Source organism: Thioalkalivibrio sp. ALJT, assembly GCF_000381825.1.
In the GTDB taxonomy this organism is placed as follows: domain Bacteria; phylum Pseudomonadota; class Gammaproteobacteria; order Ectothiorhodospirales; family Ectothiorhodospiraceae; genus Thioalkalivibrio.
In genome coordinates, this window is sequence record NZ_KB907127.1 from 93,755 (window position 1) to 119,232 (window position 25,478).

The 25,478-nt window shown below is 67.0% G+C and carries 22 protein-coding genes and 1 pseudogene; 14 read left to right on the forward strand and 9 right to left on the reverse strand.

Annotated elements, in window-relative coordinates:
- Nucleotides 1–154 precede the first annotated feature (154 nt).
- The 5 genes from G332_RS0109105 to mtgA all read right to left on the reverse strand — a co-directional run bounded on the left by G332_RS0109105 (nucleotide 155) and on the right by mtgA (nucleotide 5,458).
- On the reverse strand, nucleotides 155–682 hold the full coding sequence (locus G332_RS0109105) for a hypothetical protein (protein ID WP_019626686.1): 528 nt from the start codon (nucleotides 680–682) through the stop codon (nucleotides 155–157).
- A 57-nt stretch (nucleotides 683–739) separates the two neighbouring features.
- A complete protein-coding gene (locus G332_RS12830; protein ID WP_038059665.1) occupies nucleotides 740–1,456 on the reverse strand; it encodes a class I SAM-dependent methyltransferase in 717 nt (238 codons plus the stop codon).
- Nucleotides 1,457–1,482: 26 nt separating this feature from the next.
- Complete coding sequence (locus G332_RS0109115; protein ID WP_019626688.1) at nucleotides 1,483–2,169, reverse strand: zinc metallopeptidase; 687 nt, start codon at nucleotides 2,167–2,169, stop codon at nucleotides 1,483–1,485.
- Between the two features lie 81 nt (nucleotides 2,170–2,250).
- Nucleotides 2,251–4,554 (reverse strand): mechanosensitive ion channel domain-containing protein, encoded by a 2,304-nt coding sequence (locus G332_RS0109120; protein ID WP_019626689.1) that lies wholly within the window; start codon nucleotides 4,552–4,554, stop codon nucleotides 2,251–2,253.
- A 184-nt stretch (nucleotides 4,555–4,738) separates the two neighbouring features.
- Complete coding sequence (gene mtgA, locus G332_RS0109125) at nucleotides 4,739–5,458, reverse strand: monofunctional biosynthetic peptidoglycan transglycosylase (protein ID WP_019626690.1); 720 nt, start codon at nucleotides 5,456–5,458, stop codon at nucleotides 4,739–4,741.
- 291 nt (nucleotides 5,459–5,749) lie between these two features.
- Between mtgA and G332_RS0109130 the strand changes: the two genes are divergently transcribed.
- From G332_RS0109130 to G332_RS12835, 4 genes and pseudogenes are all read left to right on the forward strand, one after another.
- A complete protein-coding gene (locus G332_RS0109130; RefSeq protein WP_019626691.1) occupies nucleotides 5,750–6,079 on the forward strand; it encodes a hypothetical protein in 330 nt (109 codons plus the stop codon).
- Nucleotides 6,072–6,470, forward strand: coding sequence for a thiol-disulfide oxidoreductase DCC family protein (locus tag G332_RS0109135; RefSeq protein ID WP_019626692.1), 399 nt, complete (start codon nucleotides 6,072–6,074; stop codon nucleotides 6,468–6,470). Before G332_RS0109130 ends, G332_RS0109135 begins: the two co-directional genes overlap by 8 nt.
- Complete coding sequence (locus G332_RS13315; RefSeq protein WP_081619793.1) at nucleotides 6,394–6,639, forward strand: DUF2256 domain-containing protein; 246 nt, start codon at nucleotides 6,394–6,396, stop codon at nucleotides 6,637–6,639. The genes G332_RS0109135 and G332_RS13315 overlap by 77 nt, the downstream gene beginning before the upstream one ends.
- 46 nt (nucleotides 6,640–6,685) lie before the next feature.
- Nucleotides 6,686–6,994: pseudogene (locus G332_RS12835) on the forward strand (histidine phosphatase family protein); the annotation flags it as partial.
- Nucleotides 6,995–7,011: 17 nt separating this feature from the next.
- Here G332_RS12835 and G332_RS0109145 read toward each other — a convergent pair.
- From G332_RS0109145 to G332_RS0109155, 3 genes are read right to left on the reverse strand one after another with little or no spacing between them, the layout of a single operon-like run.
- Nucleotides 7,012–8,589, reverse strand: coding sequence for a TolC family protein (locus G332_RS0109145; protein WP_019626694.1), 1,578 nt, complete (start codon nucleotides 8,587–8,589; stop codon nucleotides 7,012–7,014).
- The gene (locus G332_RS0109150) at nucleotides 8,582–11,656 is read right to left on the reverse strand and encodes an efflux RND transporter permease subunit (protein ID WP_019626695.1); all 3,075 of its coding nucleotides are present in this window, start codon (nucleotides 11,654–11,656) and stop codon (nucleotides 8,582–8,584) included. The genes G332_RS0109145 and G332_RS0109150 overlap by 8 nt, the downstream gene beginning before the upstream one ends.
- Nucleotides 11,653–12,873 (reverse strand): efflux RND transporter periplasmic adaptor subunit, encoded by a 1,221-nt coding sequence (locus G332_RS0109155; protein ID WP_019626696.1) that lies wholly within the window; start codon nucleotides 12,871–12,873, stop codon nucleotides 11,653–11,655. Before G332_RS0109155 ends, G332_RS0109150 begins: the two co-directional genes overlap by 4 nt.
- 136 nt (nucleotides 12,874–13,009) lie before the next feature.
- On the opposite strand from G332_RS0109155, the gene G332_RS0109160 reads away from it, so the two are divergent.
- From G332_RS0109160 to G332_RS13870, 5 genes are all read left to right on the forward strand, one after another.
- Nucleotides 13,010–13,525 carry a TspO/MBR family protein gene (locus tag G332_RS0109160; protein WP_026340745.1) on the forward strand — a complete coding sequence of 172 codons (516 nt, stop codon included), beginning with the start codon at nucleotides 13,010–13,012 and terminating at the stop codon, nucleotides 13,523–13,525.
- Nucleotides 13,526–13,871: 346 nt separating this feature from the next.
- The gene (locus G332_RS0109165) at nucleotides 13,872–14,885 is read left to right on the forward strand and encodes an ArsJ-associated glyceraldehyde-3-phosphate dehydrogenase (protein WP_019626698.1); all 1,014 of its coding nucleotides are present in this window, start codon (nucleotides 13,872–13,874) and stop codon (nucleotides 14,883–14,885) included.
- A gap of 7 nt (nucleotides 14,886–14,892) precedes the next feature.
- The gene (gene arsJ / locus G332_RS0109170; RefSeq protein ID WP_019626699.1) at nucleotides 14,893–16,128 is read left to right on the forward strand and encodes an organoarsenical effux MFS transporter ArsJ; all 1,236 of its coding nucleotides are present in this window, start codon (nucleotides 14,893–14,895) and stop codon (nucleotides 16,126–16,128) included.
- Nucleotides 16,129–16,281: 153 nt separating this feature from the next.
- Nucleotides 16,282–16,563, forward strand: coding sequence for a type II toxin-antitoxin system ParD family antitoxin (locus G332_RS0109175; protein ID WP_019626700.1), 282 nt, complete (start codon nucleotides 16,282–16,284; stop codon nucleotides 16,561–16,563).
- 3 nt (nucleotides 16,564–16,566) lie between these two features.
- Entirely contained in the window at nucleotides 16,567–16,923 is a 357-nt protein-coding gene (locus G332_RS13870) for a type II toxin-antitoxin system RelE/ParE family toxin (protein WP_081619794.1), read from the forward strand.
- Here G332_RS13870 and G332_RS0109180 read toward each other — a convergent pair.
- Nucleotides 16,904–17,821 carry a LysR family transcriptional regulator gene (locus tag G332_RS0109180; protein ID WP_019626701.1) on the reverse strand — a complete coding sequence of 306 codons (918 nt, stop codon included), beginning with the start codon at nucleotides 17,819–17,821 and terminating at the stop codon, nucleotides 16,904–16,906. The two genes, G332_RS13870 and G332_RS0109180, sit on opposite strands and share 20 nt — an antisense overlap.
- 255 nt (nucleotides 17,822–18,076) lie before the next feature.
- Between G332_RS0109180 and leuC the strand changes: the two genes are divergently transcribed.
- The 5 genes from leuC (at nucleotide 18,077) to G332_RS0109205 (ending at nucleotide 24,924) form a co-directional block, all read left to right on the forward strand.
- Entirely contained in the window at nucleotides 18,077–19,489 is a 1,413-nt protein-coding gene (gene leuC, locus G332_RS0109185) for a 3-isopropylmalate dehydratase large subunit (RefSeq protein ID WP_019626702.1), read from the forward strand.
- Nucleotides 19,490–19,492: 3 nt separating this feature from the next.
- On the forward strand, nucleotides 19,493–20,143 hold the full coding sequence (leuD, locus tag G332_RS0109190) for a 3-isopropylmalate dehydratase small subunit (RefSeq protein WP_019626703.1): 651 nt from the start codon (nucleotides 19,493–19,495) through the stop codon (nucleotides 20,141–20,143).
- A 126-nt stretch (nucleotides 20,144–20,269) separates the two neighbouring features.
- Entirely contained in the window at nucleotides 20,270–21,343 is a 1,074-nt protein-coding gene (gene leuB / locus G332_RS0109195; RefSeq protein WP_196800059.1) for a 3-isopropylmalate dehydrogenase, read from the forward strand.
- A gap of 46 nt (nucleotides 21,344–21,389) precedes the next feature.
- On the forward strand, nucleotides 21,390–22,415 hold the full coding sequence (locus G332_RS0109200) for an aspartate-semialdehyde dehydrogenase (protein ID WP_019626705.1): 1,026 nt from the start codon (nucleotides 21,390–21,392) through the stop codon (nucleotides 22,413–22,415).
- Nucleotides 22,416–22,500: 85 nt separating this feature from the next.
- Nucleotides 22,501–24,924: a FimV/HubP family polar landmark protein gene (locus G332_RS0109205; RefSeq protein ID WP_026340746.1), complete on the forward strand. Its 2,424-nt coding sequence runs from the start codon at nucleotides 22,501–22,503 to the stop codon at nucleotides 24,922–24,924.
- The last annotated feature ends 554 nt before the right edge of the window (nucleotides 24,925–25,478 follow it).

Consider the following 25,478-nt stretch of genomic DNA (forward strand, 5'->3'; position numbering starts at 1 on the left):
GGCGCTGACGCTACAAACCGGGGGCTGTCGGGTTCGGCCTCTCGAGATCCCTGGAGGAAACGATGTACCGAGGGAGAGCGGGCTCTCCCTCGGTACAGTCGGTCCATTCCGGACCCGGCGTGTGCCCCGGGAACGCCGGGTCGGATTGCCCCGCTTACTGCTGCATCTGCTGCTGTTGCTGCAGGGCCTGCATGCGCTGGAGGACCTCGTCGATGTTGGCGTTTTCCTGGCGCATGGCGGAGATCAAGTCGTCACGCAGGGCAGCCTGTGCCTCCAGGATCTCGTCGTCCTGGGCGACTGCCTGCTGGGCTTCCTGCAGGTTGACCTGGGCGCGCTGCACCTCTTCGGACTGGAAGATCTGCTGCTGCTCCTCGCTACTCAGATTCGGATCACGCAGGCGTTCTTCGGCCGCTTGCAGGGTTTCCAGGTCGCGGCGCGGCTGGTAACCGGCAGATTCCATCTTTTCAAGCACGAGGGCTTCCAGAGCTTCGCCTTGTTCTTCCAGGCCCGGATTGTTCTCGATGGCGCGCTGCTGGGTTTCCGCCAGTGTTTGCTGCAGTTGCTGCATTTCCATCTGTGGGTTGCCGGCCTGGCCCGTACCCTGCGCCATGGCGAGCGGGCTGGCCAGGGCCAATGCGGCCGCAGCAAAAAGGGCGGCGAAGGATCGGGAATGAATCTTCATAAGCTGACTCCTGGTGAAATTCGAACTGATGGTAGGTGAATGGGACTTAACCGCAGCTTAACAAGCCTGACCGGTCCATGCCGCGTCGCCCTGTGGCGGGCGTGTGCGGGCCGTGAGCGGGGTGTCGCCCGCGGGGGTGCCCGAACGCCTGAACAGGGCGATGTCCGGGGCCGGCAGTTCTAGTGTGCAGTCCAGTTGTTTGGCAATCCAGCTAAGGGTGCCGGGCCCGTAAAAGGCGACGTGGGTGGGGTCACGACGGTAATGCCAGTACCGGAACCCGGCTGCGGTTGGGGGCCATTCGGTCATCACGGCGAGGATGCCACCGGGCACGAGCGCGGCGACCAGCTCGGACAGGGTTTCCCGGGGGTGGTGCAGGTGCTCCAGGACCTCGGTGCAGCTGATGAAGTCCCAGCCAGCGGCGGGTGGGCGGGGCCGCTGCGGGGCGAATGCAGGATCCCAGACCTCCAGTGTGTAGCCGCGAGCGCGCAGCAGGCTGGCGAGCACGGGTTGTGGTCCGCAGCCCCAGTCCAGGCCGGTGGCGGGGGCGGGTATGGTTCGGCACAGGGGCGCGATCAGGCGTTCCAGGTGTGCGCGGTAGCCCTGATCATCCGGGCGATTTTCGTGGGTGCGGTAATAGGCATGTTCTGCATCTCGCGGAAGCCAGCGGGCGCGTTCCAGTGTAATCAGGCCGCAGTGATGGCAGCGACGATAGTCACCGGGCGCGGGGTCGCGGGGACCGCGGTGATAGAACGGTCGACTGGGCCGGTCGCACAGCGGGCAGTGTATGGCGGCTGTTGCGTTCAACGGCGTAGGTAGCGGAACCACGAGGCGATGTTCAGCAGGCTCATCAGGGACTGCGACAAGTACGTGTAGGCCGCCGCCTTGAGGATACGCTCGGCATGCGGGTAGTCGGGCGGGTGCAGGTAATTGCCGGCGCGCAGCATCGGCATCGCACGCCGGAAGCTGGCATCCAGCTCGGTGGGCAGGGTGATGAAGTGCACCAGTGCGGCCAGCCCCATGGACAGCACGCCCGCGAGGAAGAACAGGATGCCCGGGGCGGGATGGCGGGTAATCAGGGTGATGAACGGAATGGCGATCAGCAGCCAGGCGCCCAGTTGCTGCCCGTAGCGGGTCATGCCGACCAGGGTGCCGCGCATGCGCAGCGGGGCGTACCCCCGGGCATGCTGTACGGCATGGCCGACTTCGTGCGCGGCCACGGTGATCGCGGTGAGGGAACGCCCGTCGTGGTTTTCCGGGGACAGGCGCACTGCGCGTGTGCTCGGGTCGTAGTGGTCTCCGCTCCGGGTGGGCTCCACGGCTACCTGGTCCAGGCCATGGCGGTCGAGCATTTCTCGTGCGAGTTCCGCACCGGTGCCGTCGTAGCGGTTCGCCGGATGGTGGTATTTCTTCATGGTGCGACGCACCCACCAGCCAGGGGCCCAGGCGGCGAGCAGCAGCAGCGGGACGAGCAGGATCAGCAGACGCATGCTGATATGGTCTCCCGAATGCCGACTGCGCGAAAAGAACCGACACGCAGGGTGGCCGTATCATGCACCTGCAATCGCAGCCTATTCGTCACCCTCATCGTAGTCGCCCTTGTGCCTCGGGTTGGGACGGGCACGACGGTCGCGCGAGTAGTCATGCTCGTCTTCTTGGCCTTCCGCCACGGATTCGATCACATGCAGGTGCGCCGGGGGGGCACTGCCGTCTTTCTCCTGACCGAAGTAGACCGTCTGGTGCGGGAACGGGATCTCGATGCCGGCGGCGTCGAAGTGTTTCTTGACCAGGCGGTTGAATGCGCGGCCCAGTGACCATTGGAACCCCGGCAGGGTCTTGATGCGGATGCGTACATTCACCGAGCTGTCGGCCAGCGCGGTCACGCCGTGTACCTCCATCTCCTCGAGGATGTTGGGGCCGTGTTCCGGATCGGTCTTGAGCTCTTCGAATGCCTCGCGCAGACGCACGATGACCTCGTCGATGTCCTCGCGGTAGGCCACGCCGTATTCGCCAACGTGGTAGGCGAATTCGCGCATGTAGTTGGACACCGCATCCACCGAGGAGAACGGGATGAGGTGGTAGGTGCCCGACAGGTCGCGCAGGCCCAACGAGCGGATGGTCAGTTTTTCGACCGTGCCGGTGGTGCCGGCCACGGTCACGATGTCGCCGGTGTTGATGGCCTTTTCGAGCTGGATGAACACGCCGGTGATGATGTCCTGCACGAGTTTCTGGGCGCCGAACCCGACTGCGAGGCCCAGCACCCCGGCCCCCGCCAGCAGGGGGCCGATGTTGATGCCGATCTCGGCCAGCACCACCATCACGGTTACGACGGTCAACGCGATCGCGATGGCGTTGCGGAACAGGGTCAGTAGGGTCTTCTCGCGGGCGCCGGGTTCCCCGTCACCGGTATTTGGGTTCAGGCGGTGCTCGACCCAGCTGGCAAATACCAGCCAGATGGTCAGGGCCCCGACGAGGATCAGCGCGACCGAGATCACGGTTCCAACCACCCACATGCCGGTCTCGGAACCCAGCCAGGTCGCCAGGTTGAAGATGCCCCAGGCATCCGCGATCACGGCCAGGACGGTCAGCAGGATCAGCAGGCGCATGGTCTTCAGGGCCTTCGGCACGTAGGCGTTCAGGCGTGCCTCCAGCAGCGGGAATTTCTCGCGGGTTTCGGCGGGCACCCGGATCGCGCGGCCAATGATCTGGGTCAGCAGGTTGGCGACAAACACGCCTATGAACACCGCCAGCAGCGTCTGGCCGGTGGCCTTGGCTATGAAGGGCAGGGCATCTTCGGGACGCGTGATGCTGACGACTGCCAGGGTCAGGAAGTACAGCAGGGCGATCCAGTGCCAGCTGTTTGCCAGCAACGACAGGGTGATCCGGGTAAACGCGAATCCGGCCTGATTGGCGACCCGCAGCAGGCGGTCGTGCACGCGCTGGCGATTCTGCAGGATGATGACCGCGGCATAGAAGAAGGCGGTCAGCATCACCAGCAGGCCGAGCGAACGGCCGGCCTCGGTGGAGATATGGTTGTTGGTGATGGGTACCAGCAGCAGGAGACCGTAGCCGATGTAGGAGACCAGACGCGCCAGCCACGCATTCCAGTAGGCGGCCTCGTCGCTGGCCATTGGCAGGAGTCGCAGGCCCTGGTAACGGGTTGCGAAGATCAGGCGCAGGGCCGCCTTGGTGACCTCGATCAGCAGGAAGGCATTCAGGAAAAGCGAATGCCGAGTGAGCATCTCGCCGGAATCCCCGAGGACGAACAGGGCCAGCCCGTAACCGGCTACCCAGGCCAGCAGGACAACCAGGAAATCCACGATCGCCGCCAGCAACACCGCGGGAAGGGCTCGCAACAGGTGGTAGTGCTTTGACGAGTTGATCACCCAGCGGTCAAGTCCGGCGAAGACCGGGCTGCCGAAATGGCGCAGGACCAGGAATACGGCGATGGTGAAGGCGATGAGGATGACGAGGTCCAGCACCCCGGCCCCCAGGGTGCCGAGCTCCACTGCGCGCAGTGTGGTCCCGATATCGGTGGTGATCGCGCCCAGCGTGCGGATCTCGGCTACGGTGCCTTCGGCCAGGGCCTGGGTGAATTCTGCGACCTGCCGTGGCAAGGATACCGTGTCCGCGGGGTCCGCCACCGCAGCGTCATGGGCGGCGGTCGGTGCCCCGGGGTCAGCGCGCTCGGCGCGCAGTGTCTCCAGCAGGCGTTCGCGCGCCTCTTCGTTTTCCAGCGCCTCGATCAAGGCGTCGTGCAGGTCCCGGGTATCCTCTGCCTGTGCGGTGGCTGTGCCCCAGGACAGCAGGAACAGCCCAAGGAGCAAGGGCAGCAGACGGATAAAGGCAAACGGCGTCGAACGGGACTGGAACACGGCAGACCTCGGGTGTGGACAGGCGATTCGGAGCGCAGCGGCGGTCGTGGACCGGGTCCTGTGTGTACGACTCCGGACGCGACGGGGGCCGGTCAGGCGGCCATCTCGGGGGTAACGGACAAACACCGGTCGCAATTGGCAATTCTCTAGCTTAACGGCGCGGCAGGGACATGCTCAATGCGGGCTACTCGAGCAGCATCGGGTCCAGCCAGGCGATGCCGAGTTGTCGCATCTGTTGTTCCACCCATTGGGTGCGCCGGGTCATGCGCGGACCGGGGTTCACCGGGTTGTACAGCCCCGGTGCCGGCAGCATCGCGGCGAGCCGGGCGGACTGCTGACGGTCGAGTTCGCGCGCCGGTCGCCCGAAATAATGCTGTGCGGCATGTTCGATGCCGTAGATCCCGGGCCCGAATTCGGCGAGGTTAAGATAGATTTCCAGGATCCGCCGCTTGGGCCAGATGGCTTCCATGGTCGCGGTCAGTCCGGCTTCCAGGGTCTTGCGGAACCACGAGCGGTTATGCCAGAGGAACAGGTTCTTGGCGGTCTGCTGGCTGATGGTGCTGGCGCCGCGCAGGCGGTCCCCGCGGGCGACATGGTTGTCGACCGCCTCGCGTACGGAGTCCCAGTCGAAGCCACGGTGCAGCGGAAACTGCTGATCTTCCGCTGCGATCACGGCAAGCATCAGGTGACGCGGCAAATCGTCGAGTCGTTGCCATTCGGGCCGCAGTCGCGAGGCCGTCTGCCAGTCCGTCGCCCAGACCATGGCCATGCCGTAGGGTGGGTCGACCCGGGCGAACAGCAACACCAGTGCGATCATTGCGCCCGCGATCAGGCCGAGCAGTGCGGTGATCAGAGCCAGCGCCCAGCACAGCAGAGGACACCGCGGCTGGCGATTGCGTGCCATCAGGTGATCCTCGGGACTGTGACCCGGCAGGGGGCGGGGGAGCGGACAGGGTGGCGTTTCATGACGGGCATAGCATACCGCGCGCACGCGCCGCGCAGGAGTGGCGCGGAAATGCCCGTCGCGGGCGAACTGTTCGCGGTTTTCATGGCCAAAGACATAATAGGAGGCATTGAAAAGGGCGTGTGTGCAGGCGGTCGGATCGTTTTCCGCACAACGCGCTTGTGGCTCCCGAGAGGGCCGGGTCTGATCGGCACCACAACCCGAATTCGCGAACCGTGAAGGAGTAGAGCCATGGAACTGTTGCCCTACCGCTACACCACGCCGAGTGGCGAGGCCGTTTCCTTCGAATTTCGCCTGCACCCCGAGACTGGCTCGGCCGTGCGCGTGCAGCAGCTTCTGGACCGTCTGACCGAGACCCTGGACCACGAGATCGGGATCCTCGGTGACACCTGCAATGGCGACGTCCTGCAGGCGCTTGCGATGGCGCTGGCGGTGCGCACCGAGATGATCCCCGCCGATCCGGATATGACCCGCGGGCTGGCACGCGATGTCGTGGAGCGGGCGCTGCGTTCCCTGTCCGAGGCCCAGCATCGTCAGATGGGGCCTGTGGGCCATGCCTGAGACGCTGCCGGCGCCGGGGCGCCCGATTGTGTTCTTTGACGGCGGTTGCCCGCTGTGCCGGCGGGAGATCGGCCATTACCAGCGCCTGGATACGGCCGCGGCGGTCGACTGGCGCGACATCCACGCCGATGCCGAGCCGCTCGCGGCCCGGGGCATCGAATGGGAGCAGGCCATGCAGCGCATGCACGCGATCGCGCCGGATGGGCAGGTGCGCAGTGGGGCCTGGGCCTTTGTGCTGGTCTGGCGCCATCTGCCGTATTACCGCTGGATGGGTGCGGTGCTGCACCGTCTGCCGCCGGTGGTCTGGATGATGGATGCGGTCTACCGGTTGTTTGCGCGCTATCGCTGGCGTTCGCGCTGTGCGGACGGCCTGTGCCGTCCGGATCGCTGACCTCGCCGTGGCCCACGCCAAGCCCCATCTCCCGCACAAGACCTGTACGGTCTGCGGGCGGCCGTTTGCCTGGCGACGCAAATGGGCGCGTTGCTGGGACGAGGTGCGTTACTGCTCCGAGGCCTGTCGGCGCCGGCGTTCGCAGGTTCGACCTCCCCATGATGCGTAGTGTGTGAGGCAAGGCCTGTGAGCCCGTTTTCGAAGCTGGGCCTGATGCTCGCCTTCATGGTATTCGCGCCGGACCCAGTTGCCGCAACCTCGAGACGGCCGAGCTGCCGGGCCAGGGTACGCCCACGGTGCTCGAGAACGCGCTGGCGTTGATCTTTCGGGCCAACGCAGTGCACCGCGAACGGCGCATGCGGGCCTGGCGCGAACAACTGGCCGAGGCATACCGGGATGGGACGGGGCCCGCGGTGTATGTGACCCACCTGGCCACCATTCGCGAGCTCAGCGGTCGCAGTCTGGGATCCGGTGCGATGCTGGTGGTGGAGATCGACGCCGCCGCGCGCCCGGTCGACCCGTAATCCGGCTGAAGGCCCGGTTACAGGCGGATCTCCACGCGTTCGGCGCCCGGGGCGTCAATGCCGCGGTGCAGCAGCAGGGTGCCGCTGGCATTGAGCAGTTCGGTACTCAGCTGGCGAAAGCGCACCACCGTCTCGGTCAGGCGCAGGCGGCTCTCCAGCAGGTCGCGCTGGGCCTGGGCCACCGCCAGGGCGGTACCGGCCCCGACCCGAAAGCGGGTCTGTTCCACGCGCAGCAGTTCTTCCTGCAGTTCCACCGTTTCTTTCTGCGCCTGGATCTGTTCGCGCACGCGGGTGGCATCGAACCAGGTGGCGCGCACGTCCTCGATGGCCAGCTGCTCCAGGTTGGCCAGGGTCTCCTGGATCTGCTGGCGGGTCAGGCGCGAGCGGGTGTGCTTGGCCTCGGCCGCGCGATTGCCGATCGGCATCTCGAAGCGCAGGCCGGCGGCCAGGTCGTAACCGTCGCCCTGGCGGTCGCGCCAGGTGCGGCTGAAGCTGTCGGCGTAGCCGGACTGGCCCATGGTGACGAAGAAGTCCAGGCGCGGCAGCAGGCCGTTGCGGGTGCGCACCACCTCCAGCTGATTGCGCTGCACGCGCAGGCGGGTCTCGTTGAGGTCGGCGCGGTGGTCGCGGGCCAGGGCCACGTAGGCATCCAGTGGCTCCAGGGTGTAGCGCTCCAGCTCCGGCTCCGAGCGGGCCTCCAGCCGGGTATCCCAGAGCCCGCCGTTGTCGGCCTGCAGCAGGCGGGCCAGTGCGTCCTGGGCGCGGGCACGGTCGGCATGCGCGTCGATCAGGCCCTGGCGGCGCAGCGCCACCTCGGCGCGCGCGGATACGACCTCGGTCTCCGGACGGTCGCCGGCCCGGATGCGGCGTTCGGTCTGGTCCAGCTGGGCGCGGGCGACCGCCAGGGCCTCCTCGAAGATGGCGATCTGTGCGTCGGCCAGTACCAGGTCCCAGTAGCGGCCCTCCACGTCCGTGATCAGCTGCTCCACGAAGCCGCGCACCTCGTATTCCGAGGCCTCCACGTCCAGGCTGGCCTGGCGCAGGCGCACCAGGTTGGACTCGATGCGGCCACCCCGGAGCAGGGCCTGGGTCAGGCTGAGCCCCGCGCGGGTGGTGAACTGCGGGGTGTCCACGCGCGAACTGGAGGCGCGGGAACTGCGCAGCGAGACCGTCAGGTCGGTGCCGGTGGGCAGCGCCTGGGTGATCCCGGCCTCCCCGAAACGGCGGGTGGTCGTCACGGTGTCGGTCTCGCCGATCTGTTCCAGCTGGCGCACGCTCTGATCGCGGCTGATCTCCAGTTCGGCGAACAGCTCGGGGTCGAATACCGCACGCTCCTGGGCCTCGAAGGTGCCCTGGATGGCCGTTTGCAGGCGCTCGGCGCGCAGGCCGCGGTTGTTCTCCAGCGCGCGGGCGACGGCCTCCTCCAGCGACAGCCTCTCCTCCGCCACTGCCTCGCGCTCGAACGTGCGGGTGTCCAGCAGGGCCTCGGCGGGCAGCGACAGGCGCAGGCCCTCGGTGGCGTCCTGGGCGTCGGCGCCCTGGGCCGGGAGGGTCAGGGCGAGCGCGACGAGGCAGGTCAGCGTTTTTCTAGGCATGTTCCGTGGCGACTCGGTAGACCGGTTGCGGGTGTTCGGCCCGGCGGTGGAACAGCAGGTACAGCGTCGGGATCAACACCAGGGTAATCAGGGTAGACGACAGCAGGCCGCCGATCACCACCCGCGCCATCGGGGCCTGGGCCTCGCCACCGTCGCCCATGCCGATCGCCAGCGGCGACAGAGCGAGGATGGTGGTCAGCGTGGTCATCAGGATCGGGCGCAGACGCTCGCCGGCCGCGGCCACGATCGCCGCGTTCAGTTCCATGCCGTCGTCGCGGTGGCGCCGGGCCATGCGGTCCACCAGCAGGATCGCGTTGTTCACCACGATCCCGACCAGCAGCAGGATGCCGATCAGTGACTGTACGTTGAGGGTGGTGTCAGTGACCAGCAGTGCGCCGGTCACGCCGATGAGCGCCAGCGGGATAGAGAACATCACGATCAGCGGGTCGCGCAGGGATTCGTACAGGCTGGCCATGACCATGTACACCAGCAGGGTGGCCAGCAGGGTGCCCAGCAGCAGCTCGGAGAAGGCCGCCTCCTGTTCCTCGATATCGCCGGTGACCGAGAAGTCGATCTCCTCCGGCAGGGGGATATCCGCCAGGGCGGCACGCACGTCCGCCGCGACCTCGCCCAGCGAGCGGTCGCCGATATTGACGAACAGCGTGCTGATGCGCGCCTGCTCGCGGCGCTGGATGCTGTCGGGGCCCATCGCGGTTTCAAAGGAAACAAGGCTGCGCAGGGCGACGCGCTCGCCGTCCTCGCTGCGCACCGTCAGGTTCAGCAGGTCGTCCAGCGAACTCTGGTCGGCGTCGCGCAGCTGGACCCAGATACGGGTCTCATCTCCGCCGGCGCGCAGCTGTCCGGCGCTGGAGCCGCCCAGCGCGGTCTCCAGGGTCTGGGCGATGGTACGCACGTCCACGCCCAGGTCGGCGGCGCGGGCGCGGTCGATGCGGGTGGCGAACTCGGGCTGGCCGCCGTCGGAGCCGACGCGGGTATCGGTCACGCCGGGGATGTCGGCCAGCGCGGCCTCGAACCGCTCGACCACCGCGTTCATCGTGGGCAGTTCGAAGCCACGGACCTCGATGGACAGGCTCTCCTCGTCCGCGCCGCGGCCGAAGCCACGGAAGAAGATCCCGCTGGAGGCGCGTACGCGGATCTCGACCCCGGGCGGGCTGCCCAGCGCCTCGCGCAGCGCGGCGGCGATGGCATCCGAGGAGCGGCTGCGGGTATCGCGCGAGCCGACCATCACGCGCATGTTGCCGGAGGCCGGCGAGGAGGCCCGGAACGCCGAGGCGCCGGAGCTGGAGACCAGATTCTGCAACTCCGGGACCTCGTCGCGGAGGATCGCCTCCAGTTCCGCCATGGTCGCGTACAGCTCGTTCAGGGGGGTCCCGGGTTCCATGCTGACATGCACCCGGATCTGGCCCTCGTCGGTGGCGGGCAGGAACTCGGTGCCGACGCCACGCAGGCCGACGAGGGCGAGCATCAACAGCAGCAGGCTGATGCCGATGACCATCCACGGCTGGGTCAGGGTGCGCCGCAGCAGGCCCTGGTAACGCCGTTCCATGCGCGCGAGGGCGCTGGTGTCGCGCCTGGGCATCGGTGCTCGGGCCATCAGCATCGGCACCAGGGTCAGGGCGACGATCAACGAGGCGGCCAGGGCAAACGCGACCACCGCCGCCAGTGGCTTGAACAGCTGTCCGGCCAGTTCCTCGGCGAAGAACAGCGGCAGGAAGATGGCGATCGTGGTCAGGGTGCTGGCGACGATCGCGGGGGCGACGCGTCCGGTGCCGCTGATCGCGGCCTCGGCGGCGGTCTGTTCCGCGTGCTCTTCGCGTCTGCGGGCGATGCTCTCGATCACCACGATGGCGTTGTCCACCATCAGCCCCACGCCCAGCGCGATCCCGCCCATGGTCATCAGGTTGAGGGAGTGCCCGCCGAAGTAGACCAGGCCAAAGGTGGAGATCACCGCCAGCGGGATCGCGGTGGCTGCCACCAGCGTGTAGCGGATGTTGCGCAGGAACACGAGCAGCACCAGTACCGCCAGTGCGCTGCCGTAGAGGATGGCCTGGCCGACGTTGGTAATGGAGTTGCGGATGAACCCCGCCTCGTCGGTGATCGCGCGGATGTCGATCTGCGGAAAGTCGCGGTTCAGGCGCACCAGGTCGGCTTGCACCGCCTCGGAGACCTCGACCGTGTTGGCGTCGGCCAGCTTGCGCACGGCGAGCTGGACGCCTTCCTCTGCGTTGACCCGGAAGCGGCGGGTGACGCGCTGATGGGTATCGCGCACCTCCGCGACCTGGTGCAGGTAGGTCACGCCATCCTCGCTGCGCTGCACGATGGTGTCGCGGACCTCGTCCACCGAGCGGAACTCGGCCGGGGTGCGCAGGCGGTACTCCCGCCGGCCGTCCATGATCGGCCCGCCGGGGGTGATCACGTTGGCGTCGCGGATGCGGTTGCGCAGGTCGTCCAGGCCCAGGTCGATGGCCTCGAGACGCTCCGGGTCCACCTCCACGCGGACCTCGCGCTCCAGCCCGCCAAAGGTATCCACCGCGGCGACGCCGGGGATGCGCTCCAGGCGCGGGGCGATGCGGTTGTCGATCAGGGTACGCAGGTGGATGGCGTCCAGCTGCGAGCCCACCCCCAGGCGCATGATGGGCGAGTCCTGGGTGTCGAACTGGCGCACCAGCGGGCGGTCGGCATCATCCGGCAGGCGGTCCTGGATGCGCGCCAGACGATCGCGCAGGTCGTCCACGGCCTGGCGGATGTCCGTGCCCCAGGCGAAGTTGATGCGGACGTTGCTGTTGCCCTCGGCCGAGGTGGAACGGATCTCCTGGGCACCGGTGATCGCGGCCGCTGCCTGTTCCACCGGGCGCGTGACCAGTTGCTCGACCTCCTCGGCCCCGGCGTTGGGGTAGGAGGTCATCACCGTGACCACGGGGTAGGTGATGTCGGGCAGCAGGTCCACCGGCAGGCGCGTCAGCGCGGTCAGCCCAAGGATGACCACGATCAGCGCCACCATGCTGGTCAGCACGGGGCGGTGGACGGTCAGGCGCGCGGGGTTCACGGGGTCTGTGCCTCGTGCGCGTCATCGCGGTCGGGGATGCGGCCCGGTTCGCTCAGCCGCAGCGGGGTGCCGTCCGCAAGCAGGTGCTGGCCGAGGATCACGACCTCGGTGCCCGGCGGGAGATCGGGTTCCAGCAGCTCGACCCAGTCCCCGTCACGGACACCGGTGACTGCCTGATGGCGCCGGGCCGTTGGGCGCTCGCCACTGGGGTCCACGCTGAATACGGTGGGCCCGGCCTCGCGCTGGATGATCGCGTCGCGCGGGATGGCCCGCGCGCCGTCGCGCTGGCCCAGGGTGATCGCGGCCTCGACAAACATGCCCGGGCGCAGGCGGGCGTCGTCGTTGGGTAGTTCCACCTCGATCCGCGCCTGGCGCGAGCCGGGGCGGAACTCCGGTGCGATCCGCGCGATGGTCCCCGCGAACGCGGTGTCGGGGTAGGCGCCGGTGCGCACCTCGGCGGCCTGGCCGGGAGACAGGCGACCGTAGTCGGACTCCGTCACGGCCAGGATCGCCCGGACCGGCTGGAGCCGGACCAGTGCCAGCGCCGGTTCGCTGGCGCTGATGACGGCGCCTGGATCGACATACCGTTCCGCCACCCAGCGCGTGGCGCCGGGTGTATCCGCCTCGAGGCGGGCGTAGCCAAGCTGGATCTCGCGCGTACGCAGTGCGGAGCTTCGCTGCCGGATCTGCGATTCGGCAAGGGCCACTCGGGTCTGCGTCAGGGCCAGCTCGGTCTCGGCGGCCTCCAGCTCGGAACGCGAGGCGATCCCCTGGTCGCGCAGTTCCCGGGTGCGCTGCAGCTCGCGCCGGGACGCGTCGCGGCTGGCGATGGCCTCCGCCAGGCTGGCCTCGGCCACCTCCAGTTCCGCTACGGCCTGGGCGAGGTCCTGCTCGAACTCCTCGGTATCCAGCTGCAGCAGGGGATCCCCCGGCTCCACGCGGTCCCCCAGATTGACGAAGACCTCGGAGACCCGGCCGCCGACACGGGGTGTGATCTCGATGCGATCCGCGCCCTCGATGCTCCCGGTGAAGCGCCGGCGCTCGACCAGGTCACGGGTCTCGATGACGGCAACTGCCACGGCTACCGGTCTCGTCTCGCCACTGCCGGGGCGACTGCCAGGCGTGGCATCGTCCTCCGGGGCGAGCAGCATCCAGCCCAGCACGCCGGCGGCCAGGATGAAGAGAACCGCGGTGATCAGGGTTGCGGGGCGGGGCATTGCAGCTCGCTTTTGTTCGGGGTGGTCACGGGGAGTGTTGCGTGGTTCACTGAATCCTGAATGAATTCGGTTCGGAATCCGGGCCTTGTTCGGGGCATCCTGCCTTGCGACCGCGAATCTCGAGGGGAATTCTGTAATGACACGCGATACGCCCCATGCGTCGCATCCGCGACGGCGCTCTTTTGGTGGGGACATGCTCGGGCTGCTGGCCTGGATGGTACTGGTGTTTACCGTGGCGGGGCTGGGGGGCTGGGCCACCAGTCTTTCGGTGGGTGACTGGTACCCAACCCTGGCCCGGCCGCCGTTGAATCCGCCGGATGCGGTGTTCGGCCCGGTCTGGAGCGTGCTGTTCGGCCTGATGGGGCTGGCCGCCTGGCATGTGTGGCGCCGCGTGGGCCTGACCGGGGCACCGATCGCGCTGGGTCTGTTCCTGGCGCAGCTCGCACTGAACCTGGGCTGGTCGGTGCTTTTCTTCGGCCTGCAGCGCCCGGATCTGGCGCTCGCCGAGATCCTGATCCTGTGGCCGCTGATCCTCGCCACGTTGATCGCCTTCTGGCGCATCGACCGCATCGCCGGCGCGCTGCTGGTGCCCTACCTGCTGTGGGTCGGCTTCGCCATCTACCTCAATGCCGGCATCGTCTGGCTCAACTGATCGGTTGCCGCTGAAACCCGGTTCCACCACGAAGCGCACGTTGGCACGAAGAAGGGCAAGGGCTTCTAACCACAGAGTGCACGGAGGGCACAGAGGGAAAGAAGCGGCTCGGGCTTTCGGGGGGCGAAAGAGGACAGAACGCGCGATCGTGTTGATTGGACCTTCCTGCTTTTCAGTCTTAGCCCTTCTCCGTGTCCTCCGTGCACTCCGTGGTGAAATCGCCCTTGATCTTGACCTTCTTCGTGCCTGCGTGAGCTTCGTGGTGGAACCGGGTCTTGGTGGCCGGGTGTCATGCGCTGGTCATTTGGGCGGGGTATCCTGACGCGATTTTTCGCGGGAGGGCGTTATGGCCGTACGGGTTGGCATCAACGGAATGGGGCGGATCGGCCGGCTCGCGCTGCGTGCGGCCTGGGATCGGGACGACCTCGAGATCGTGCATCTGAACGAGGTTGCGGCAGACGGTGCGGTCACCGGCCACCTGTTGGAGTTCGATTCGGTGCACGGGCGCTGGGGTCGCGAGCCCGAGGCCGAAGCCGAGCAGATCCGCATCGACGGGCGCGAGCTGCGCCACACGAGCCATGCCGAGCCGGGGCAGGTGCCCTGGGACGAGTCGGATGTCGACATCGTGATCGATGCCACCGGCGCCTTCCGCACGATGAATACGCTGGAGCCGCATTTCACCCGGGGCGCGAAGCGCGTGGTGGTCGCCGCGCCGGTGAAGGACGAACGCGCAATGAACGTGGTGATGGGCGTCAACGAGGCCGCCTACGATCCGGCCCGGCATCATGTCGTCACCGCCGCCTCCTGCACCACCAATTGCCTGGCGCCATTGGTCAAGGTGCTGCACCCGGCACTGGAGATCCGCCACGGAACGATCCTGACGGTGCATGACATGACCGCCACGCAGTCGCCGGTGGACCTGCCGCGCGACAACCTGCGCCGGGCCCGGGCCGCCGGCCTGAACCTGATCCCGACCACCACCGGGTCGGCGAAGGCGATCGGCGACATCTTCCCCGAGCTGAACGGGCGGCTGAACGGCCATGCCGTGCGCGTGCCCTTGATGAACGCCTCGCTGACGGATTTCACCTTCGAGGCCGCGCGCGAGACTTCTGCGGAGGAGGTCAACGAACTGCTGCGCGCGGCGGCCGCGGGCGAGCTCGCCGGCATCCTGGGCTTCGAGGAACGTCCGCTGGTCTCCAGCGACTTCCGCACCGACTCGCGCTCGTCCATTGTCGATGCGCAGTCCACGATGGTGGTCGACGGGACGCAGGTGAAGGTCCTGGCCTGGTACGACAACGAGTGGGGTTACGCGAACCGGCTGGTGGAGCTGGTCGCGCGCGTGGCCCGGCTGGGCGTCTGACGGCGGCGTGAGCGAAGGGGCCGAACAGCCGAATCCGGGCGCCCCGCCCACCCTGGGACTGGGCGCCTACGCGCGGATCACCGCGAACTACTGGGCGTTTACCGTCACCGACGGCGCGATCCGCATGCTGGTCGTGCTGTTCTTCCACCAGCTGGGCTACAGCCCGCTGGAGATCGCGTTCCTGTTCCTGTTCTACGAGCTGTTCGGGGTGATCACCAACCTGACCGGCGGCTGGCTCGCCGCGCGGCTGGGGGTGAACACGACGATGATCGCCGGGACCCTGCTGCAGGTCGCCGCACTGCTGATGCTCACGGTGCCGGAGGCCTGGCTGGGCGTGGCCTATGTGATGTTCGCGCAGGCGCTGTCGGGCATCGCCAAGGACCTGAACAAGATGAGTGCGAAGTCCGGGGTGAAGCTGGTCGCCGGCGACGGCGAGGGGCGGCTGTTTCGCTGGGTGGCAGTGCTCACCGGCTCGAAGAACGCGCTGAAGGGGGTCGGCTTCTTCGTCGGTGGCGCGCTGCTGTATTCGGTCGGGTTCCAGATGGCGCTGGTGATCCTGGCGGGAATGCTGGCCGTGGTGATGCTGTTCTCCATCGTCGGCCTGCCACGCGGGCTGGGTCGGGTCGGCGGCAAGCCGAAGTTCACCCGGATGTTCTCCAATTCCGCCGCAATCAACGTGCTCTCGGCGGCGCGGTTCTTCCTGTTCGGCGCGCGTGATGTCTGGTTCGTGGTCGCGCTGCCCGTGTTCCTCAGCTCCACGCTGGACTGGAACCACATGCAGGTGGGCGCGTTTCTGGCGCTGTGGGTGATCGGCTACGGCATCGTGCAGGCGTCGGTGCCGCGCCTGCTGGGCAAGGGCGGTGTGCATCCGACCGGCCTGACGGCGCGGCTCTGGGCGTTCATCCTGATGCTGTTGCCCATCGGTATCGTGATCGGCCTGGAGACGGGCCTGGACCCGGCCTGGGTGCTGATGGTCGGGCTGGGCGTGTTCGGCGTGGTGTTTGCGATCAACTCCGCCGTGCACTCCTTCCTGATCCTCGACTACGCCGAGACCGACCGGGTCGCAATGAAGGTCGGCTTCTACTACATGGCCAACGCCGGTGGGCGTCTGGTCGGCACCGTCGCCTCCGGTGCCATCTTCATGGTCTGGGGCCTGGAGGGCGCGCTGATCGCCTCCACCCTGTTCATCTTCGCCACCTGGATGATCTCCTCCCTGCTCCCCCGCGAGGCCGCACGCGCCTGATGCCGGCAAGGCTCGGTTGCCGTTGTCGAGAATCGTGCAGCGCTCGTTTTGTTGAGTGCACAGCTCGCAGAGAAGGGGCGTGCAGCAGGGTGGCGCTTGGATCGCCTGTGGCTCTTGGCATAAAATGCCAATAGTGATGGACGGAGGTTAACCATGCCTACACGAAACATTGTCCTGACGCCGGAGCAAAGCGGTTTTGTGGAGCAGCTGGTTCGATCCGGGCGCTACCAGAATGCCAGCGAGGTTCTGCGTGACGGGCTCCGCCTCGTACAGGCTCGTGAGCGTGAGCAGGAGGCGCGGCTGGAAGCCTTGCGGCGGGCGACTGCGGAAGGTATCGCGGACCTGGAGGCAGGCCGCTACGCCGAACTGGATACCGAGCGCGACCTCGATGCGCATTTGCAGGAACTGACAGAACAAGCCATCGCGAAGAGATAAGCCGTGAATGCATCATCCGGACAATGGACTGTCCGTCTCGCGGCGCATGCCGAGCAGGATCTTCGGGATATCGTTTCGTGGACGGCGGAGCACTTTGGTGAGCATCACGCCCGTGCCTATGTCGGCACCCTTTCCGCGGCGATCCGGGCATTGCAGGGCGGGCCCGCCCACCCGACTGTGCACAGCCGCGAGGATATCGGTCCGGGTATCTGCACGCTCCATGTCGCACGCGGAGGGCGGAGAGGCCGACACGTGCTTGTTTTCCGGCCCGCGTCCGACAAACCCCGTTGTGTAGAGCTATTGCGTGTGCTCCATGATGCAATGGACCTGCCCAGCAGGCTCACGCCTGGAGATCGGTAAGGTCCAGGGGCTTCTGATCTTCCCCGTTATGTAATCCCTCGATCACGGCCGCAAGGGTCCGGGAGCGGTAGCGGTCCGCGTGGCGGACCCAGCCGAGCTGGCGGGTGATGGGTGGGGCGGGCCATTCGAGGATGGCCAGTTCGTCGGTGGCCATGGTACGGGGGAGGAAGCCGATCCCGAGGCCGGCGGCGATCATCATGCGGATGACCTCCAGGTACGGGCTTTCCTGGGCTGCGGCGGTGTGCAGGCCCAGTGCGGCCAGCGCATGGTCGATCTGGCGGCGGGTGGTGGAGCCCACCGGCGGCAGGATCGCCGGCCAGTCATGCAGCCGTTGCAGAGTGTCCAGTGGGGCATCCTGGGCGCGGCCGCGGGCGATCATCGGGACCAGGTCATCGGTCCAGACGGGCTGGGCCTCCGAGCCCTTCGGCAGGTCGTTGGGCAGGGTGGCCAGGGCCAGATCGGCGTCGCCGTGCATTACCGCCTCGATGCCGGCCTCGGAGTCCATGAACGCGAGTTCCAGCTCCAGCTCGGGGTAGCGGGTGCGCAGAGCGGCCAGCGGCGCGGGCAGGCGGTGCAGGGCGATGTGGTGCGAGGTGGCGAGGCGGATGCGGCCACGCACGACCTGGTCGAGGTCGGCCACCTGCTGCTCGATCGCGTGCAGGCGGGCCAGGATCTCGCGGGCCTCGGGCAACAGGCGCACGGCGACCTCGGTGGGCCGCACGCGGCGCCCCTGGCGCTCGAACAGGGGGCGTTGCAGGCTGGCCTCCAGTGACTGGATGCGCTTGCTGATCGCCGGCTGGGTTAGGTGCAGCCGCTCGGCCGCGGCGGAGAAGGCGCCGGTATCGACCACCGCCACGAAGGCCTGCAGGGACTCGATGCTTAGCTGTTCCGGGCGCATCTATCGCCTCCGTGGAATAATGACCGACTGACTGATGCGGCGCCGGATCGTTAATCCATAACCAGATGGAATGGTAAATATAATAAATCGGATTTGAAAGAATACTGGGGGTGGCCGCAGACTCCGTTAAACGGTCGTCCTGAAATGACGGTGCATGCCGCGACGCGGTGCAAGGGCGGGCCTTTGGAGCGCTGATCGATCATCGGTGGTGGGGCGCAAGAACGATAGAACGCGGCGCGGCCGCGGGAGCAGGTAATGGCAGGCAAGACACTGTACGACAAGCTGTGGGGGGCGCATGTGGTGCGCGAGGAGCCGGATGGCTCGACGCTGCTCTACATCGACCGCCACCTGGTGCACGAGGTGACCAGCCCGCAGGCCTTCGAGGGTCTGCGTCTGGCCGGGCGCGAGCCCTGGCGCGGGGACTCCGTGCTGGCGGTGCCGGACCACAACGTGCCCACCGCCGATCGGGACCGCGGCATCGCCGATCCGGTCTCGCGCACCCAGGTGGAAACCCTGGAGACCAACGTCACGAGCCTGGGGCTGAAGTTCTTCCCGATGGCCGACGTGCGCCAGGGCATCGTGCATGTGATCGGTCCCGAGCAGGGCGCGACCCTGCCGGGCATGACGGTCGTCTGCGGCGACTCGCACACCTCCACTCACGGTGCGCTGGGTGCGCTGGCCTTCGGCATTGGCACCTCCGAAGTCGAGCATGTGCTGGCCACGCAATGCCTGTGGCAGAAGAAGACCAGGGCCATGCAGATCCGCGTGGAGGGTGAGCTGCGCCCGGGCGTGACCGCCAAGGATGTGGTGCTGGCGATCATTGGCCGCATTGGCACCGCCGGCGGCACCGGCTATGCGATCGAGTTCGCCGGCTCGGCGATCCGGAGTCTGTCGATCGAGGGGCGCATGAGCATCTGCAACATGTCCATCGAGGCCGGGGCCCGCGCGGGCATGGTGGCGGTGGACGAGAAGACCATTGAGTACGTGCGCAACAAGCCGCAGGCGCCGAGTGGCGAGCTGTTTGAAAAGGCGGCGGAGTACTGGCGTACGCTGGTGTCCGACCCGGATGCCGAGTTCGACGCGGTGGTGGAGATGGATGCCGCCGAAATCGCCCCGCAGGTGAGCTGGGGCACCTCGCCGGAGATGGTCGCGCCGATCGACGGCCGCGTGCCGGACCCGGCGGCCGAGTCCGATCCGGTGCGCGCCGAGGGCATGAAGCGTGCGCTGGAATACATGGACCTGCAGCCGAACACGCCAATGACGGAGATTCGTCCGGACAAGGTCTTCATCGGCTCCTGCACCAACTCGCGGATCGAGGACCTGCGTGCGGCCGCCCAGGTGGTCAAGGGCCGCAAGAAGGCCGACAACATCAAGCTGGCGATGGTGGTGCCGGGATCCGGACTGGTGAAACAGCAGGCGGAGCAGGAAGGGCTGGACCGGATCTTTCTGGACGCCGGCTTCGAGTGGCGCGAGCCGGGTTGTTCCATGTGCCTGGCGATGAATGCGGACCGACTGGAGCCGGGCGAGCGCTGCGCCTCGACCTCGAACCGCAACTTCGAGGGCCGTCAGGGGCAGGGCGGGCGTACCCATCTGGTCAGCCCGGCGCTGGCCGCCGCGGCCGCTGTGGCCGGGCACTTTGTCGAACCGTCGGCACTGAAGGAGGCGTAAGCGATGCAGGCCTTTACCGTACACAAGGGGATCGTCGCGCCGCTGGATCGCTCCAATGTCGATACCGACGCGATTATCCCGAAGCAGTACCTGAAGTCGGTCAAGCGCACGGGCTTCGGGCCCAACGCGTTCGACGACTGGCGCTATCTGGACCCGGGCGAGCCTGGCATGGACAGCTCGCAACGCCGCATCAACCCGGATTTCGTGCTCAATCAGGCGCCGTTCGACCAGGCGAGCATCCTGCTGGCACGCAAGAACTTCGGCTGCGGCTCCTCGCGCGAGCACGCGGTGTGGGCGCTGACCGACTTCGGCTTTCGCGCGGTGATCGCGCCGTCGTTCGCGGATATCTTCTTCTCCAACAGCTGCAAGAACGGCCTGCTGCCGGTCGTGCTGGCCGAGGACGAGGTGCAGGCGCTGTTCGATCAGGTCGAGGCGAACCCGGGCGCGCAGGTTGAGGTGGACCTGGAAGCGATGACCGTAACGGCGCCGGACGCTACCGTGTTCCGTTTCACGCTCGACGAGGACCGGCGCCACCGCCTGCTGAACGGCCTGGATGACATTGCCCTGACGCTGCAGTACGCCGATGACATTCGCGCCTATGAGGAACGCCAGCGCCGCGAGTGGTCCTGGATGGCGGAGCACTCGCAGGGCTGAATGGTGCCCTTTGCAGGAGGCCAGCCCTCTGGCCGATGGGGCGCCAGGACAGGCCCAATCGGCCAGAGGGCTGGCCTCCTACAGGTAAAGAAAAAATTCGATTGATCTGATGGTTAGGAGAGGTTTGTGAGCCGAATTCTGGTATTGCCCGGGGACGGGATCGGGCCCGAGATCGTGGCCGAGGCGCTGAAGGTGCTGGAGCGTGTGGGCGAAATCGGCGGGCTGGATCTGGAGATCGAGCAGGGCCTGATCGGGGGCGCGGCGCACGACGCGGCCGGGCATCCCTACCCGGAGGCCACCCGCGAGGCAGCGCGCCGCGCCGACGCGATCCTGCTGGGCGCGGTCGGCGGTCCACAGTACGAGTCGCTGGAGCGCGATCTGCGTCCGGAGCGCGGGCTGCTGGGCATCCGTTCGGACCTGGGCCTGTTCGCAAACCTGCGTCCGGCGATCCTGTATCCGCAGCTGGCCTCGGCCTCCACGCTGAAGCCGGAGGTGGTCAGCGGGCTGGATATTCTGATCGTGCGCGAGCTGACCGGCGGGATCTACTTCGGCCAGCCGCGCGGGATCGAGGAGCGCAATGGCGAGCGCTACGGCTTCAATACGGCCGCCTACAGCGAGTCGGAGATCGAGCGCATCGCCCGGGTGAGCTTCGAGGCCGCGATGAAGCGCGGCAAGCGTCTGTGCTCGGTGGACAAGGCGAATGTGCTCGAGGTCTCCGAGCTGTGGCGCGAGGTGGTCGAGCGCGTCGGGAAGGAATTCCCCGAGGTCGAGCTGTCTCACATGTATGTGGACAACGCGGCGATGCAGCTGGTGCGTGACCCCAAGCAGTTCGACGTGATGGTGACCGGCAACATGTTCGGCGACATCCTGTCCGATGCCGCGGCGATGCTGACGGGGTCTATCGGCATGCTGCCATCGGCCTCGCTGAACAGCGAGGGGGTCGGTCTGTACGAGCCGATCCACGGCTCTGCGCCGGATATCGCCGGGCAGGGCAAGGCCAATCCGATGGCGACCGTGCTGTCCGTCGCGATGCTGCTGCGCCACAGCCTGAACCGCAATGACCTGGCCGAGCGCATCGAACAGGCGGTGGGCCGGGTGCTGGATCAGGGTCTGCGCACGCCGGACATCTTTGGTGAAGGCATGACGCTGGTCGGCACCCAGGGGATGGGTGATGCCCTGGTGGCCGCGCTGGAAGACTAACCAGATATCAGTAGCTTGAAGATTAAAATTAAACCGGGAATGAACGATGAGTGACCGCAAGTTTGACGTGGCCGTGGTGGGCGCAACCGGCGCCGTCGGCGAGACCCTGCTCTCCATCCTGGCCGAGCGTGACCTGCCGCTGGGGCGGGTGCATGCGCTGGCCAGTTCGCGCTCGGTCGGCAAGACGGTCGCCTTCGGCCGCCGCGAGCTGGAGGTGGAGGATCTGGCTACCTTCGATTTCTCCACGGTGCAGATCGGGCTGTTCTCGCCGGGGGCCTCGGTGTCCGCGGAATACGCGCCCAAGGCGGCCGCGGCCGGCTGCGTGGTGATCGACAACACCTCGCAGTTTCGCTATGACCCGGAGATCCCGCTGGTGGTGCCGGAGGTGAACCCGGACGCGGTGGGGGACTACACCCGCCACGGGATCATCGCGAACCCGAACTGCTCCACCATCCAGATGCTGGTGGCGCTGAAGCCGCTGCATGACGCGGTCGGTATCGAGCGCATCAACGTCGCCACCTACCAGGCCGTCTCCGGCACCGGCAAGGATGCGATCGAGGAGCTGGCGCATCAGACGGCAGCCCTGCTGAACGGCCGCCCGGTGGAGTGCAACGTGTACCCGAAGCAGATCGCGTTCAATGCGCTGCCGCACATCGACGTCTTCCAGGACAATGGTTACACCAAGGAAGAGATGAAGATGGTCTGGGAGACCCGCAAGATCATGGGCGACGAGTCCATCCTGGTGAACCCGACCGCCGTGCGCATCCCGGTGTTCTACGGCCATTCCGAGGCCCTGCACATCGAGACCCGCGAGAAGATCAGCGCGGAGAAGGCGCGCGAGATCCTGTCCGCCGCCCCGGGGATCACGGTGCTCGACAAGCACGAGGACGGGGGCTATCCGACCGCCGTGACCGAGGGTTCCGGCAAGGACGCCGTGTTCGTCGGGCGCATTCGCGAGGACATCTCGCATCCCCGGGGGCTGAACCTCTGGGTGGTCTCCGACAACGTGCGCAAGGGCGCCGCACTGAATACGATCCAGATTGCCGAGGTTTTGATCCGGGATTACCTGTGATTTAATCCGGGAAAGCGGCCGAGCTCTGGTGCGGGCAAATCCGTGGCCAGAGGCCTGGGTCGCGCGGCACATTCAGGGGGGATTCGTGCGCAAGTTAATGGTAGGGCTTTTGTTCTTGCTGCTGGTGGCTCCGGTGTCCTCGAGCTCCGTGGGCTTTGGTGAGGTTGACCTTCAATCCTTCCTGAATCAGCCCTTGCGGGCCGAAATCCCCTTGCGCGGCGCAGTGGCCGTGGCGGACTCATTGCGGGTACGCCAGGCACCCGAGGATGCTTACCGCCGCGTCGGTCTTAACCGCGGTGGTGTACCGGGGGATCTCGATATCGAGGTGGAAGACGACCGCGTTATCCTGACCACGCGGCGTCCCGTGCGTGAGCCCTACGTTGGCATCCTGCTGGAGGCCCGCTGGGATGGTGGCCGTGCGATGCGCGAAATCTCGCTGCTTCTGGACCCACCGGGAACCATGCCCTCTGGTGCACCGGCGCTGACCCCGGCGGAAGAGGACGCGCCACCGAGGCCGCGCGAGGCCGAGACGGTCCGAGTGGGCAGTGGCGACACGCTGTACTCGGTCGTGCGTCGCAGCGGCATCTCGGGGTACAGCGACGCACAGGTGATGCTGGCCTTCCTGGACGCAAACCCGGATGCCTTTATCGACAATAACATCAACGCCTTGCGTGCAGACACCGAGCTGCGCATGCCGACGCGTGCCGAGCTCGAGGCTCGTGGCGAGGCCGAGGCCCGCGACGAAGTCGGTGAACAAACCCGGGCCTGGCAGGCCTCGGTTCGAGCGGCACGGGAGGAACCGGAGCCCGCACCGGAGGATGCCGAGGTCGGCGCCGAGGACGAGGTCGCCGTAGCCCCCGACACGGTCGCACGTGAAGAAGAGGAGGCCGTGGTCGTCGACGAACCGGCGCCGGAAGTGGCGGCCGAAGCGGAGGTCATGACCGAAGATCGCCTCGAGATCGTGGTCGACTTGTTGCCCGATGACGTGGCCGCGGACGAGGATCGCGTCCGCTCCGAAGAGCTCCTGCAGGAGGCCCTGTTGTCGCAGCGTGCGGAAATGGAGGGGATGCGCGAGCAGATCTCCGAACTGCGCGAGGAGCTGGGGGAGCGCAGTCAGCTCGCTGATCTTTCCAGTGAGTACATGGCCGAGCTCGAGGCGCAGTTGAGTCAATTGCGTTCCGAGCGCGAGCAGCTGCGTACCCGACTGGATCGCGCCGATGCCGAGCGCCATGCCCCGTTACACGAACGGATCATGAACGATCCGCTGTTGCTGATGATGGCGATTGCCCTGGTGATCCTGCTGTTGCTGGTCCTGCTGGCCTTTGCCCGCGGTGGCCGTCGCGAGATCATGGTGGATGAACACGCCACCGGGCTGAAGCCGCGTGCTGACAACAGCAAGGTTCAGGCAAGTGAATCCGTCACCGCAGGCTATGAGGCCCGATATATGGCCGAAGGCCGGCGGAACCCGACCCCGTCCGCAGCAGCCGGTGCTACCGCGGGGGGGGTGGCGGGTACCGCCGCGGCCAGTACGGGCGAGGAAGCCGGCGGGCAACCGCAGCCCGAAGAGACGGAGGCGGTCGCCGGTCCTGATGAACAGGCTGAAGGTGGCGGCGAGGCGGTGGTCGCTGGCACGGGTCCGGAGGGACATGACGGGGCCGACGATGTGCTGGCCGAGGTGGATGTGTGCCTGGCCTACGGCATGAACGACCAGGCGGTAGAGACGCTGAATGCGGCGATCGCAGGCAGCCCCGAGAACAAACAGTACCGCTTGCGGCTGGTCGAGGCGTATCTCGCGCTTGAGGATGAAGATAATGCCCGTCAGGCGGCCAGCGGGCTGCGTGACTTGCTGGATGAAGGTGATAGCGACATCCGCGATCAACTGGCCGGGCTGGAGTCGCGCATGGGCGCGGCCGGGGGGGATGGTGACGTGGCGGGCGCTGAGGACGAGCCCGCGGGCGAACGTTCCGAGGTGTCCGATGCGGGTGCGGCGTCGGGCAGTGTGAGCAACGAGATCGATTTCGCCGAGCTGGAATTGCCGGAAACGGACCGCGGCGTTGATGCGGAGGCTCCGGCGGTCAGTACCGAGGATGACGGGCAGGGCCTGGCGTTCGATATCGACGAGAATCTCGAATCGGATCTGGCGAAGGCAGCCGAGGCGGGCGACGCTGCCGGTGATGCCAGCGCTGACAACCTCGATGACCTGGCATTCGATCTGGACGAAACGGTGCTCCCGGATGGGGACGACGATCGGGATTTGCCGGAAGCCAGTCCCGATCGGGACGACGTCGGACTGGATCTGGACGAGAACCTGATCGAGGGTGAGTCGGGTGAGGGTGCGGAGGATACCTCGGAAGACGAGAACGTCACGCGCCTGAGCCTGGCACAGGCTTACGCGGATATGGGTGATCAGGAAGGGGCCGAGGAGCTTGTCGAGGAAGTGCTGGCATCCGGTACTGAAGAGCAGAAGCGCGAGGCCGAGGCAATCCGGGAGCAGCTCAAGGGGTTGTGACCTGTCGACCGGCCGTGATTGCGCGGAAGGCGCGACACGGCCGCCTTCGGGGCCTGAAGAGATGGTCGGCCCCGCACTCGCTGCTGCATCGCTTTGTGCACGCTCAGGTCAGTGGTCACGGCTGCATGGCTTTCGGTTGCCGGTGAGCCGCAGCGTGAGGTGTGCTCGATCCGCTCGTGTCGTCAACCCCGGCTGGATCGACCCCGTTTTCGATCCACAACGGGCGGCTGCGGCTCTATCCTGGCCTTCGATCGCGTATGGCTTTCTACCCATCAAGGGACTGTCCGGTCCGGATGATCGTTGCGAGCGCGGCCGAGAACAGGACTGTTCTCCCGCGTGTGGAGCCGGTCTGTCCCCGATCCTGTGTCGTGTCCCGAATCCGTGAAACGAGCTCCATCCACAATGGGCGGATGGATCGGCTGCCGGCGCAAGCCGCGTCGGGTTGCGAAGAGCCCCGGGGGTGGCAACGTGAGTGGGTACATGAATCGGTGTTTGCTTGACCAAGTCCCGGACCTCGGCCGGGGAATGTCCGGGGCGGGGTGTTTTGGGCCGGA